At 69.0% G+C, this 12,252-nt stretch carries 12 protein-coding genes; 8 read left to right on the forward strand and 4 right to left on the reverse strand.

The features are described 5' to 3' along the window. From VHB27_RS00950 to gltX, 3 genes are all read right to left on the reverse strand, one after another. Positions 1–602 (reverse strand): hypothetical protein (locus tag VHB27_RS00950; protein WP_413788611.1); only part of this gene is annotated, 602 nt, incomplete at its 3' end. A 204-nt stretch (positions 603–806) separates the two neighbouring features. After that, positions 807–1,292 carry a hypothetical protein gene (locus tag VHB27_RS00955; protein WP_325596765.1) on the reverse strand — a complete coding sequence of 162 codons (486 nt, stop codon included), beginning with the start codon at positions 1,290–1,292 and terminating at the stop codon, positions 807–809. 129 nt (positions 1,293–1,421) lie between these two features. After that, positions 1,422–2,813, reverse strand: coding sequence for a glutamate--tRNA ligase (gltX, locus tag VHB27_RS00960; protein WP_325596767.1), 1,392 nt, complete (start codon positions 2,811–2,813; stop codon positions 1,422–1,424). A 61-nt stretch (positions 2,814–2,874) separates the two neighbouring features. Here gltX and VHB27_RS00965 point away from each other — a divergent pair, with 61 nt between their 5' ends. From VHB27_RS00965 to VHB27_RS01000, 8 genes are all read left to right on the forward strand, one after another. Further along, the gene (locus tag VHB27_RS00965) at positions 2,875–5,028 is read left to right on the forward strand and encodes a ComEC/Rec2 family competence protein (RefSeq protein WP_325596769.1); all 2,154 of its coding nucleotides are present in this window, start codon (positions 2,875–2,877) and stop codon (positions 5,026–5,028) included. A gap of 158 nt (positions 5,029–5,186) precedes the next feature. Next, positions 5,187–5,606 carry a group III truncated hemoglobin gene (locus VHB27_RS00970; RefSeq protein WP_325596771.1) on the forward strand — a complete coding sequence of 140 codons (420 nt, stop codon included), beginning with the start codon at positions 5,187–5,189 and terminating at the stop codon, positions 5,604–5,606. Continuing rightward, positions 5,603–6,019 carry an Rrf2 family transcriptional regulator gene (locus VHB27_RS00975; RefSeq protein WP_325596773.1) on the forward strand — a complete coding sequence of 139 codons (417 nt, stop codon included), beginning with the start codon at positions 5,603–5,605 and terminating at the stop codon, positions 6,017–6,019. The genes VHB27_RS00970 and VHB27_RS00975 overlap by 4 nt, the downstream gene beginning before the upstream one ends. Beyond that, on the forward strand, positions 6,019–6,567 hold the full coding sequence (locus VHB27_RS00980; RefSeq protein ID WP_325596775.1) for a 5-formyltetrahydrofolate cyclo-ligase: 549 nt from the start codon (positions 6,019–6,021) through the stop codon (positions 6,565–6,567). The genes VHB27_RS00975 and VHB27_RS00980 overlap by 1 nt, the downstream gene beginning before the upstream one ends. A gap of 13 nt (positions 6,568–6,580) precedes the next feature. Further along, positions 6,581–7,006 carry a PAS domain-containing protein gene (locus VHB27_RS00985; protein WP_325596777.1) on the forward strand — a complete coding sequence of 142 codons (426 nt, stop codon included), beginning with the start codon at positions 6,581–6,583 and terminating at the stop codon, positions 7,004–7,006. A gap of 13 nt (positions 7,007–7,019) precedes the next feature. After that, on the forward strand, positions 7,020–7,895 hold the full coding sequence (locus VHB27_RS00990; RefSeq protein WP_325596779.1) for a DUF364 domain-containing protein: 876 nt from the start codon (positions 7,020–7,022) through the stop codon (positions 7,893–7,895). Between the two features lie 551 nt (positions 7,896–8,446). Then, the gene (gene efeO, locus VHB27_RS00995) at positions 8,447–9,667 is read left to right on the forward strand and encodes an iron uptake system protein EfeO (RefSeq protein ID WP_325596781.1); all 1,221 of its coding nucleotides are present in this window, start codon (positions 8,447–8,449) and stop codon (positions 9,665–9,667) included. 206 nt (positions 9,668–9,873) lie between these two features. Then, positions 9,874–11,283, forward strand: coding sequence for a carbohydrate porin (locus tag VHB27_RS01000; RefSeq protein ID WP_325596783.1), 1,410 nt, complete (start codon positions 9,874–9,876; stop codon positions 11,281–11,283). 75 nt (positions 11,284–11,358) lie between these two features. Here the strand turns inward: VHB27_RS01000 and VHB27_RS01005 are convergent, their stop codons facing one another. Beyond that, entirely contained in the window at positions 11,359–12,003 is a 645-nt protein-coding gene (locus VHB27_RS01005; RefSeq protein WP_325596785.1) for a glutathione S-transferase family protein, read from the reverse strand. Positions 12,004–12,252 lie beyond the last annotated feature (249 nt).

The following is a 12,252-nucleotide window of genomic DNA, read 5'->3' on the forward strand; positions in this document are numbered from 1 at the left end:
GCGGGAGCAGGCGCCGGCGCCGTGCCGGCCTGGGCCTTCGCCGTCCCGGGCTCAGCCTTCGCGGGTTCGGCTTTCACAGGCCCGGCTTTCACAGGTTCGGCTTTCACGGGTTCGACCATCCCGGGCTCAGCCTTGGGTTCAGCCTTCACGGGTTCAGCCTTCGCGGGTTCAGCCGTCCCGGGTTCGTCCACGAACACCGGACGCGTCAGGCGGGCCGGCTGCGGCGCCTGGTCGCGGGCGTTGGCGATCCGGTCGACCGCGGCGTGGCGTGCCGCGCGCGCCGCGTCCAGCCGGCACTGCGCCTTGTCCGCCGCGCGGGCCAGCGCCAGCGCGCCGCTGCGCAGGCGGATCACCTGGGTGATCGGCAGGTTGGGGTTGGCGGCCTGGCCCAGCGCCTCGCCGGATTGCAGGGTGAAGCCGATGACCTGGGCGAAGCAATGGAGTTCCACGTCGGTCTGCACGTCATGGCCGCGCATGAGGTCGACGGCGGCCTGCCAAGCCTCGTCCATGTTGCCGCCGGCGCCTTGGAGCATGAGCATGGCGAGGTTGTACAGGACGGCACGGACGAAGGCCGTGGGGAGGTCGAGGAGGGAGATGGGCATGGGGGCCTGCGGGAGGAATGGGGTGCGGTCTATTAGGTCTATATTCCCCTTCAAGTCAAGGGATTTCTCTTTAGTCCTATGAATGGACGCCATGGCAATCCTCCGTCGGACAGTGGCGCCGCCCCCGTCATGGCGGGCGAAGGCCCGCCATCCAGGTCCCGCGGCGTCGATCAAGGGTTCGGCGCGGCCCGACCGCAGCCCCGCCTACAGCCCCGGCTCCTGCTCGCCGTCTGTTCGGCCAATGCGGGAACGCATACCGGTCATGATGGAGCCGCCTCCGGCGGCCGCCAGGCGGTTGAGGTCGCGGCGGCTCAGGATCAGGTCCGCGCTGCTTCCGCAATCCCCGCTGTCCGGCGCCGTGCGTTCGCCCGCCCAGTGCAGCCGGTAGCTTTGTCCCTCGGACGCCAACCGTGCCTCGGTCACCAGGCTGCCGCCGAAACGGCGCAGCGTGTCGAGATCGAGGATACAGCCATACTGATCCGGCCGATGCGCCGCGATCCGGCCCGACGGCAAGGTCGAGACCGTCGTGATCGCGCCAGGGTCCGGCTCGAACGTGATGATGTCGCCGACCGACACCGGATCGCGCGCGACCTTGCCGGCGCCGGCGACGAGCAGGGCGGCGACCAGTGCGGCGCCGCCGACCGTCAGGCCGTTCGAAAGCTGGGATGAAACGTGACGTTTCAGACGCACGGGCCGCTCCGTTCTGGATCACCGCCGTTCGTTCGGCGTTGCGTCACCCTAGCGGCGAGATATTTCCCAATGGTTAACGATGTCGGATGTTCCGCACGCGCCTGCGTCGCCGCCTCCGTGTCGCCGTCCTCATGATGCGGCGGCTGCGATCCGCATCAGCGCTTCCCCTTTGCCCAGGGCGGCCAGCGTGGCGTCGATGCCGGGACTGACGGTGCTTCCGGTCAAGGCGACACGCAGCGGCTGCGCGACCTGGCCGAGCTTGAGACCCTTCGCGTCGGCGAAGGCGCGCAAGGCGGCGTCGAGGGCCGGCACTGCGAAATCCGTCGCCGCCAGCGCCGGCCCGAGGTCGCGCAGCATCGCCTTGGCCTCCGGCGTCAGCACCGCCTCCGCCTTCGGATCGGGGCGCGGCGCCTGCGCCAGGAAGACCGCGGCGCTGGCCAGGTCCACCAGGGTCTTCGCCCGGTCCTTCAACGCCGGCATCAGGACGCGGACCCGGGCTTCGGTCTCGGGCGCCGGCGTCAATCCGGGTTTCTTCGCCAGCCGCTCCATCACGTCCCGCGTCAGCCATCCGTCGTCCGCCGCACGGATATAGATGCCGTTCAGGTTGAGCAGCTTGGGGTAGTCCATCCGCGACGCCCCGCGATTGACGTCGACGATGTCGAACAGGCGGATGGCGTCCTCGCGGCCGATGATCTCCAGGTCGCCATGCGACCAGCCCAGGCGCATCAGGTAGTTGCACAGCGCCTCGGGCAGGTAGCCGTTCTCCTTGAACTCCAGCGCGAACTGCGCGCCGTGCCGCTTCGACAGTTTCTTGCCGTCGTCGCCGTGGATCAGCGGGATATGGGCGAAGCGCGGCAGGTCCCAGCCCATGCCGCGATAGACCTGGATCTGGCGGAACGTGTTGGTCAGGTGGTCGTCGCCGCGGATGACATGGGTGATGCCCATGTCGTGGTCGTCCACCACGACCGAGTGGTTATAGGTCGGCGTCCCGTCGCTGCGCAGGATGATCATGTCGTCCAGCTCCGCGTTCGCGACGCGGACGGTGCCCTGCACCAGGTCCTCCAGCACCGTGTCGCCGTCGCGCTGCGTCTTCAGCCGGATCACCGGCTTGACGCCGGGCGGGGCGTCCTTGGGATCGCGGTCGCGCCAGCGGCCGTCATAGCGCCAGACGCGCTTCTCCTTCGCGGCCACCTCGCGTTCGGCGGCCAGCTCTTCCGGCGTCGCGTAGCAGTAATAGGCGTTGCCGCTTTCCAGCAATTGCCGCGCGACCTCGGCATGGCGGGCGATGCGGGTGGATTGGAAGACGGTCTGGCCGTCGCGCGCCAGGCCCAGCCAGTCCAGGCTTTCGATGATGCCGCGCGTGGCCTCCTCGGTGCTGCGTTCGCGGTCGGTGTCCTCGATGCGCAGCAGGAATTCGCCGCCCATGTGGCGGGCGTAGAGGTAGTTGAACAGCGCGGTGCGGACGCCGCCGATATGCAGCGGTCCGGTGGGGCTGGGGGCGAAGCGGGTGCGAACGGTCATGGCGAGCGATCTAGCACGCCGGTTCACTTTTTGTAGACGCTTCGCCGCTACTCTGCCCCGCATGAGGCTGGTCGCTGGGGCGCGGGCGTGGTTGGAGGCTGAGCGGGACCGGCTCCCCCTCTGGCTGCCGGTGTTCGTGGGCGCCGGCGTCGCGACCTATTACGCCCTGCGGTTCGAGCCGCCATTCTGGACCGGTGCCGTGGCCTGCGCCGGCCTGGTCCTGCCGGCGGCATTGGTGCCGCCGTCCCGCCTGCTGCTGGTGCCGCTGGCCGCCATGGCCTTGGGGTTCGCCGCCGGGCAGGTGGCGACCGCGCGGGCGCCGCCGATCGAGACGGCGATCCCGTCGAAGGCGGTCATCGTCAGCGGCGTGGCCGGCGCGGTCGAAATGCTGCCGGAAGGACGGCGGGTGACCGTCACCGCCGCCTCGCTGGACGGCGCGCCGCCGCTGCGCCGCTGGGTCAGGATCCGGCTGCGGCGCGGCGACGACACGACGCTGGAGGCGGGCGACCCCGTCCGCGTGCGCGCGCTGCTGCGGCCGCCCGCGATGCCGGCCTATCCCGGCGCCTGGGACCTGCAGCGCGACGCCTATTACAGCGGCCTCGGCGCCTCGGGCTTCGCGCTGGGGCAGGTCGAACGGGGCGAGGCGGCCCAGCGGCCGACAGCGGCGCGGGTGGTGCAGGGGATGCGGGAGAGGATCGCGCGACGGGTCCTGGCCGTGGTGCACGGCTCGCCGGGCGCGTTCGCGGTCACGCTGCTGACCGGGACGTCGATGGCGATCCCCGAGGCGGATCACGCGGCGTTCCGCGATTCGGGCCTGGCGCACCTGCTGGCCGTGGCCGGGCTGCATATCGGCATCGTCATGGGATTCGTGCTGGCCGCGTCGCGCCTGGCATTCCGGTGCAGCGAGCACGCGTCGCTGTTCTGGCCGACGAAGAAGCTGTCGGCGCTGTGCGCGCTGGCGGGCGGCGGCGCGTACATGGTGCTGACCGGGATGCATGTCCCGATCGTGCGCAGTTTCCTGATGGCCGGGCTGTTCACCATCGCCGTGCTGGCGGATCGGCGGCCGGTGTCGATGCGCGGACTGGCGCTGGCGGCGACGGTGCTGATGCTGCTGTCGCCGCAGGACGTGCCGGACGTTTCGTTCCAAATGAGTTTTTCCGCCGTCCTGGCGCTGATCGCCGGCTACGAGGCGCTGCGTCCTTGGCTGCGGCGGCTGCACGGACGGACATGGGCGCGGCGGTTCGCTTCGCATTGCGTGGCCCTGGCGCTGACCAGCGCGCTGGCGGGGACGGCGTCGGCGCCGTTCGGGGCGTATCATTTCGGACATGTGCAGGTCTATTTCATCCTGGCGAACATGGTCGCGGTGCCGCTGACGGCGTTGTGGGTCATGCCGGCGGGACTGATCGCGCTGGCGCTGATGCCGTTGCACCTGGAGGCGCTGGCGCTGGTGCCGATGGGCTGGGGCGCGGCGCTGGTGGTCGAGGTGGCACGCTGGACGGCAGCGCTGCCGGCCGCGACCTTCGACGTGCCGCACATGCCGGTCTGGGGCCTGTGCGCCTTCTCCCTGGGCCTGGCCTGGGTCGGGCTGTGGCGTTGGCGGTGGCGCCTGGCCGGGTTGGCGCCGATGGCGGTGGGCGTGATGTCGCCGCTGCTGTTCCAGCCGCCCGACCTGCTGGTTTCGGCGGATGCGCGGCTGATCGCCGTGCGGACGCCGATCGGGGCCTTCGTGCAGCCGTCGCAGGACAGCGCGCTGGCGAGCGCGCGGTTCGTCGCCGATTCCTGGTCGCAGTTCTGGGCGGTGGGGTCGCTGAAGCTGATGCCGGATACCGGCGCGGAGGGGGACGCGGCGGCGCCGCCGGTTCGTTGCGAGGACGCGTCGTGTCGCCTGCAACCTTATCCCGGCCGGAAGGCGGCGCTGCTGGTTCGCGGCGACATGTTGCGCGCCAACTGTTCCGGGGTCTCCGTCATCGTTTCGCTGGAGCCCGCTCGGCATCTCTGCCCGAAGCCGTGGCCGGCGCTGGTCGACCGGTTCACCGTCTGGCGCTTCGGCAGCGCGGCGATCTGGCTGGGCCGGGATCGGGCGCGGGTGCTGACGGACCGGGCGGATCGCGGGAAGCGGCCTTGGGTGCCGCCGCTGCCGAAGCCGAAGCCGGCCCCGGCGCCGACATTGCCTTGGGCGGAGATCGATACGGCGGACGGACCATGGGCGCCTTAAAGCATCCGGCAGGGGCGACAACGCCGGCGCCGAGGCAGTGCCGCGGAAGGCGCCGGGAAAGGGCGAGACCTGACGATCGGACAAGCCGTGCATCGAGGCTTGAACGGCGGCGTCCTCGGGCCTATAAGGTTCATATAGAATAAACCTTATAGGCCGCCATGACACAGAACCGCTTCCCGGCCGTCACCGAAGACTCGATCGCCGTCCTGATCGACACCTTCTACGGCCGCGTGCGCCGCCATCCCGCCCTCGGTCCCGTCTTCAACGCCGCGATCGCCGAGGACGAATGGCCCGACCACCTGGAAACCATGCGGCGCTTCTGGTCGTCCGTGATGCTCGCCTCCGGGCGGTATTCCGGCAACCCGGTGGCGGTGCACAGGGCGGTGGCGGGCCTTGAACGCCCGCTCTTCGCCGATTGGCTGGCGCTGTTCGCCGCGACGGCCGCCGACCTGTTCGACCCCGGACCGGCGGCGGAGTTCGCGGCGAAGGCGCAGCGCATCGCCACCAGCCTCCAACTCGCGCTGTTCCATCGGTTCGGCGCCCCGCCCGAGGGCCTGGCCCGCAGGCCGGCGGCGTGAGACTCACGGCGTTCAGCGACTATTCGCTGCGGACCCTGATCTGCCTCGCGGTCAGGGGCCAGTCGACGATCGCGGACATCTCCCGCGTGTATGGGATATCGGAGGCCCATCTGACCAAGGTGATCCACCAACTGGGCCTGGCGGGCGACATCGAGACGACGCGCGGGCGGGGCGGCGGCATCCGGCTGGCGCGTCCTGCCGCGGCGATCAACGTCGGCGCGGTGGTGCGGCGGACCGAGGATCTGGCGCTGGTCACCTGCATGGAGGGCGGTGCGTGCCTGATCGCGCCCGCCTGCCGGCTGCAGACCGCGCTGAAGGAAGCGCTGGAGGCGTTCCTCGCCGTGCTCGACCGCTACACGATCGCGGACCTGACCGCAGCGCCGGCGCTGGTCCGCCTGCTGGAGACGGCGTGATGGACGTCAATGCCTGGCGGCGGGAAAAGCGCGCGGAACTCTATGCCGCGCGCAAGGCGATGACCGCCGAACAACGCCACACGGCGGCGGCGCGGATCGCCGAAGCGCTGGACCGCTATTGCGCCGGCCGCAAGCCCGGATGCATCGGGCTCTACTGGCCGATCAAATACGAACCCAGCCTGCTGGACTGGGCGAAATCCAGGGCGGACGCGCTGCCGTTCTGCCTGCCGGTGGTCGTCGCGGCCGGACAGCCGTTGGAGTACTGGCGCTGGACGCCCGGTGACGCGATGGAGTCCGGGGTCTGGGGCATTCCCGTCCCCGCCCGGCGGCAGCCCGTCGATCCCGACCTGATGATCGCCCCGCTGCTTGGCTTCGACCGCGCCCGCTACCGGCTGGGAAACGGCGGCGGCTATTTCGACCGCACGCTCGCGGCGCGCGGCGACCGGCCCGTGGTCATCGGCGTCGGCTATGCGGCGAGCGAGATGGAGACGATCCATCCCCAGCCGTACGACGTTCCGATGGACCTGATCCTGACGGAAAAATCGTGATGGGGGCATCGTGATGGACGCGCATTTCGCCGAAACGCTGGTCGCCAACATGCCGGACGCGGTGGTCTATGCCGACCGCGACGGCACGATCCGGTCCTGGAACGGCGGCGCGGTCCGCGTGTTCGGCTACACGGCCGAGGAAGCCGTCGGCCGAAGCCTCGACGTGATCATCCCCGAGGGGCTTCGTGCCCGGCATTGGGACGGCTACCGTGAAACGATGCGCACCGGCCGCACGCGGTACGGCGACGGCCAGGTCCTGTCGGTCCCGGCCATCCGCAAGGATGGCGCGCGCATCTCGGTCGCGTTCACGATCGTGCCCTTCGCGGACGATCGCGGCGCGCTGGCCGGCATTGCCGCGATCATGCGCGACGTCACCGCGCAGTTCGAGGAAACCCGCGCCCTGCGCAAGGAAATCGCGGCGTTGCGGGAACGGGATTGAAGGGAGCGATTCCATGACCGGTGAAACCATCTTGTCGGAAACCATCTTGTCGGAAACCATTCGGGGCATCCGGCACGCCATGGGCGCGGCGCTCGATCGCGTGACGGTGGAGCGGGCCGTGGTCGGGCTGTTCTTCACCGGCGTGAAGCTGGATACCGGCGTCGCCGGGGCATGCGCGACGCCGCTGCGCTCGATTCCCGAGGCGGTCTGCTGTCCCAGTTCCGCCATGGCGATGCCGTTCCCCGGCCGGCTGCGCGGCCGGCCGGCGCGCGAACTGCTGACGGAGGTGGCGGCCGCGAGCGGTATCCGGCGCGCCCTGGGCATCGCCACGGCGAACGCCCTGGCGGCGATGTGCTGGGAACGCCGAACGACGCCGGACGTCGCGCTGCAGGTCGGCGTCGACGCATACGATGCCGCTCGGATCCAGCCGGGCGAGCGCGTGGTGGTGGTCGGCGCCTTCGTGCCGTTCCTGAAGGCGCTGAAACAGGCGCGGCAGCCCTGGACGGTCCTGGAGATGGACCCCGCGACCCTGAAAGGGGAGGAACTGGCGCATTTCCGGCATGCCAGCGAGGCCCCCGCCGTGGTGCCGGACGCCGATGTCGTGCTGATCACCGGGACGACGCTGCTGAACGATACGGTGGACCCGCTGCTGGCGCTGTGCCGGCCACAGGCGCGTGTCGTCGTGGTCGGCCCGACCGTCGGGCTGTTCCCGGACGCGTTCCTGCGCCGCGGGGTCGACGTGATGGGCGGGATCCGGGTCACCGATCCCGACACCTTCCTCGACGTCCTGGCGGAAGGGGGATCGGGGTATCATTTCTTCGGCAAATCGGCCGAGAAAGTCGTGCTGGTCCGCCAGCCCGCGCACGAAATGCCACGCGCCGCGGAATAGCCGGCCGCCCATCTTCCATCGCGATTCTTCCCGTCGCGATTCTTCCGTCGCGATTCTTCCGACGCGATCGCGTTCGTTCCGGCCAGGCACGATGCTGGCGGATGCCCGGGTCGAGCGTGGCGCCGGCTGGTTCAAGCCAAACATCAGGCCGGCCGGATGATCGGGGCGGGGAGGAACGCGCGGCGCAACAATATTGATATAGGTCAAATACAATACCTGCGAACCCTGATCCGCCGCATCGGCCTGCAAATCGCGACTGAGAATGAGTTGCAATTGCGCAGATGGCCGGATATAGACCCCTCATGATCGAACGGGGGCGGAAAGGATTCGGAGGCGATGCGATGACGGTCGCCGGTCTTGCATCGTGGATATCGACCCGCGGGTGGGTATCCGGCCGGCCGCATGCCGGCGAATTTCGTTGCTGATGTAATCATTCGGATGACTGCACGCCGCAACCGGATCCGGTCGCGCCGCGGGCCATCCGCTCGCGCCCCGCGATCCCGACTGTCCTTGGCGGCGATCGAGCCGCCAAGTCTCCATGAGGACCTATAATGCCGCACGCTAGACTGACACGCCCGCTTACCATCGTGACGGGGTTGGGGGTCGCCGCCCTGGTCACGGGCAATGCCTGGGCCCAATCGAACGTCGCGCCCGTCAAGAACGGCGTGTCGCAGGTCGCCATCACCCTGACCGGCGAGAACGGGGGGGCCTGCGTGCTCGATCACAACACCGCCAAGGCCGGTCCGGTCACCTTCACCGTCACCAACAAGACGGCCACCGCCATCACCGAGGTCGAACTGCAGACCAACAACCGGATCGTCGGCGAGAAGGAGAACCTGGCGCCGGGCCTGCCCCCTGTCGCCATGACGCTGACGCTGGGCGGCGGCTCCTACCAGGTCTACTGCCCCGGTGCGAAGCAGGAGATGACCGCGTTCACCGTGACCGGCAAGGCAGCGCCGGAATCCCACGGCACCGCCGCGATCCTGCTGAAGCAGGGCGCCAAGGAATACGCCGGCTACGTGAACGACATGGCCGACGCCATGGTGACAGCCGTCGCCAACCTGAAGGCGGCGATCGACGCCGGCGACCTGGCGAAGGCCAAAGCGGCCTATGCGCTGGCGCGTCCGTTCTATGAGCGCATCGAATCCGATGTCGACGGCTTCGTCATGCCCGGGTTCAAGGCGACCGACAATGCCGGCAACCTGGACTACCTGATCGACATGCGTGCCTCCAACCTCGATCCGAAAGTGGGCTGGCACGGCTTCCACGCGATCGAGCGGGACCTGTTCGAAAAAGGGCAGATCACCGGCGAGACGAAGCAGATGACGGCGGAATTGCAGACCAATGTCGGCCGCCTGCATACGCTGGTGAAGGGCCTGAGCTACAAGCCGGAAGACCTGGCGAACGGTGCGGCCGACCTGCTGGAGGAGGTCCAGCGCACCAAGATCAACGGCGAGGAAGAGGCCTTCAGCCACAACGACCTGATCGACTTCGCGGGCAACATCGAGGGGGCGGAGCAGGCGTTCTCCTTCCTGGAGCCGGGCCTGGAGAAGATCGACCCCGACCTGACGAAGCAGGTGCGCGGCCAGTTCAACGCGGTGCGGGCGCTGCTTGAATCCTATCGCGACCCCGGCGTGCCCGGCGGCTACAAGATCTACACGGCCGACCTGAAGGCCTCGGACGGCGCCAAGCTCAGCAAGGCGATCCAGGCGTTGCAGGAGCCGCTGTCGAAGATCGCCGAGAAGGTCGCCACCGCGGGCGCGAAGCACTGATGGGCGCGCGGCACGAGGGCCGTGCGCCGTCCTCGTGCCGAGGCGTGCGCAACGGTCCCGTCAAGCCGGTGTCAAACGTCGAAATATGATATTTATCAAAATAATGACTGATTGACGTAACGGTCGCGAACGGCCCTCGCCCGTCCTTTCGGGCGCCCTGCAACAATGATCCTTTTTCGTATGACTGCTTCGGGAAGCAAGGAATGATGAGACTTTCGGCAAAGCCCAACGACATCGGACGGTGCGCGCGCGGAGCGGGTTGGGTGCTGTCGACCCTGCTGTCCCTCGGCGGCCTGGCCGCCCCTGCCGGCGCGCAGACCCCGCCGGCCGCGGACCAGGCGCCGGCTGAAGCGCCCAAGAGCATCTGGGAACGCGACACCCTGACGGGCGACTGGGGCGGTCTGCGGACGGAGCTTGCGAACCAGGGCATCACGTTCTCGCTCACCGAAACCGACGAGGTTCTCGGCAATGTTTCGGGCGGCCTGCGCCAGGGCGCGATCGTCGAAGGCGTCACGAAGATGGGCGTGGGGTTCGACCTGGAAAAACTGCTGGGCTGGAAGGGCGGGTCGGTCACCGTCAACGCATACCAGATCCATGGTCGGGGGCTCAGTGCCAACTACGTCGGCAACCTGATGGCCGCGAGCAATATCGAGGCACCGAGCGGGTCCCGCCTGAACGACTTGTTTCTTGAACAGAGCCTGTTCGACGACAAGCTCAACCTGCGCATCGGCCAGTTCGCCGCCGACGAGGAATTCCTGGTCAGCGACGTCGCCGGCACGTTCATCAACTCGACCTTCGGCTGGCCGGGGATCTACGGCGTCGACCTGCCCAACGGGCCGGCCTATCCGTTTTCGGCCCCGGCGGTGCGCATACGCTACAGCCCGACCGACAAGGCCAGCATCCAGGCCGCCGTGTTCAGCGGCAACCCGCTGGGCAACGACGGCAATCCGGGCGGCATCCATTTCCCCGTTTACGGCGTGTTCGCGATCGTCGAGGCCAGCTACAGCACCATGCCCGGCAAGGACGATCCAAGCCTGGGCGGCAATTACAAGATCGGCGGGTGGTACAACTCCCTGCGGTTCGACGACCTGCATATGGACAGCACCGGCCAGTCGCTCGCCAGTTCGTCCAGCAACGGGACGCCCGCCAGCCACAAGGGCGATTACGGGCTTTATGCCCTGATGGACCACCAGATCTATCGGGTTCCGGGAACCGACGATGGCGGGCTGTCGGGCTTCGCGCGCATCGCCGCGGCGCCCCAGCAGGACCGCAACGCCGTCTATTTCTATCTCGATGCCGGCGCGACCTGGAAAGGCACGTTCCCGGGGCGCGACAACGACGTGGTGGGCCTCGCCGTGGCTTGGGCGAACGTCAGCCATTCGCTGCGCTCGCTGGACTTGGACGCGAATTTCGACAGCGGGGTCGACAGCCCGATCCAATCGTCCGAGGTGGTGCTGGAACTGACCTACCAGGCGCCGATCACGCCCTGGCTGACGCTGCAGCCTGACTTCCAATACGTGTTCCACCCGGGCGGCGGCCTGCCGCAGGCGAACGATCCCACCCAGGCGCTGAACGACGCCGCGATCTTCGGCCTGCGGGGCACGATCACCTTCTGACGGGCTGGAGGGCTGACGGGCCGGAGGTCCGGCCGAAGGCCGGTGCGCGCTGCCGCCGGGGCGATGGCGCGCCCGTCAGGCGTAGCGGGGCAGGCGCTTCCCCGGCAGCAGGTCGTAGGGGCCTTTCCATCCCGGCAGGCCGGCGAGCCGTTGCAGCCAGGCATGCACGCCGGGATAGCGGGCGGCGAGGTCGTAGCCGCTCTCGTCCGGCGGGAAGACGAGGTAGCCGGACATCGACAGATCGGCGACGGTGGGGCGGTCGCCGGCGATGAAGGGACGGCGGCCGACCTCGGCTTCCACGATGCCCAGGAAGTCGTCCACCCGGCCGCGCAGGAACGCCAGCACTTGCGGATCGGGACCCGGCGTGAAGGCGCGCCGGTAGCGGTACATGGCCATGAAGCCGCTGAGCTTCTGGTTGTCCCAGAAAAGCCAGCGCAGGACCTCGAACCGTTCGGCTTCGCCGGCGCCGCCGAACCGGCCGTATTGGTCGGCCAGGCGCAACAGGATGGGTCCGGTCTGGGTCAGCCGGACGCCGTCCACCTCCAGGACCGGGATCTCGCCCATCGGGTTGACGTTCGCGCGCCAGGACGCGGTGCGGGTGACGCCGCCGCCGAAATCGGTCCAGACCGGCTCGAACGTCTGCCCGCACAGGGTCAGCATCAGCGCCAGCTTGAAGCTGTTCCCGGACTCGGGGAAGTAATGCAGCCGATAGGTGGTCATCGCGTCCTCGTTCGCTCGATGGCCGGACGCTAGGAGGCTGGCGGCCCCCGCACTATTCAGTTCTCGGCGCGACGCGTTCAGCCGGGCGCAAGGGAAAACGCCGCCGCCTCGGCGTGCAGCCAGTCCCGGAACAGGCGGAAGCACCGATCGTCGGCGGGGCCGTCGCGCCGCCGCACCAGATGGAAATCGCGCGGCAGCCGCACGGAGTCCGGCAGCAGGCGCTTGAGCCGGCCGCTGTCCAGGTAGGGC

It is taken from the genome of Rhodopila sp. (assembly GCF_035548235.1).
Lineage (GTDB): Bacteria > Pseudomonadota > Alphaproteobacteria > Acetobacterales > Acetobacteraceae > Rhodopila.

Coding starts and splice junctions, on each gene's coding strand:
- VHB27_RS01000 (WP_325596783.1), top strand. CDS start 9,874: ATGAGACTTTCGGCAAAGCCCAACGACATCGGACGGTGCGCGCGCGGA.
- VHB27_RS01005 (WP_325596785.1), bottom strand. CDS start 12,003: ATGACCACCTATCGGCTGCATTACTTCCCCGAGTCCGGGAACAGCTTC.
- gltX (WP_325596767.1), bottom strand. CDS start 2,813: ATGACCGTTCGCACCCGCTTCGCCCCCAGCCCCACCGGACCGCTGCAT.
- VHB27_RS00980 (WP_325596775.1), top strand. CDS start 6,019: ATGGACGTCAATGCCTGGCGGCGGGAAAAGCGCGCGGAACTCTATGCC.
- VHB27_RS00970 (WP_325596771.1), top strand. CDS start 5,187: ATGACACAGAACCGCTTCCCGGCCGTCACCGAAGACTCGATCGCCGTC.
- VHB27_RS00965 (WP_325596769.1), top strand. CDS start 2,875: ATGAGGCTGGTCGCTGGGGCGCGGGCGTGGTTGGAGGCTGAGCGGGAC.
- efeO (WP_325596781.1), top strand. CDS start 8,447: ATGCCGCACGCTAGACTGACACGCCCGCTTACCATCGTGACGGGGTTG.
- VHB27_RS00990 (WP_325596779.1), top strand. CDS start 7,020: ATGACCGGTGAAACCATCTTGTCGGAAACCATCTTGTCGGAAACCATT.
- VHB27_RS00985 (WP_325596777.1), top strand. CDS start 6,581: ATGGACGCGCATTTCGCCGAAACGCTGGTCGCCAACATGCCGGACGCG.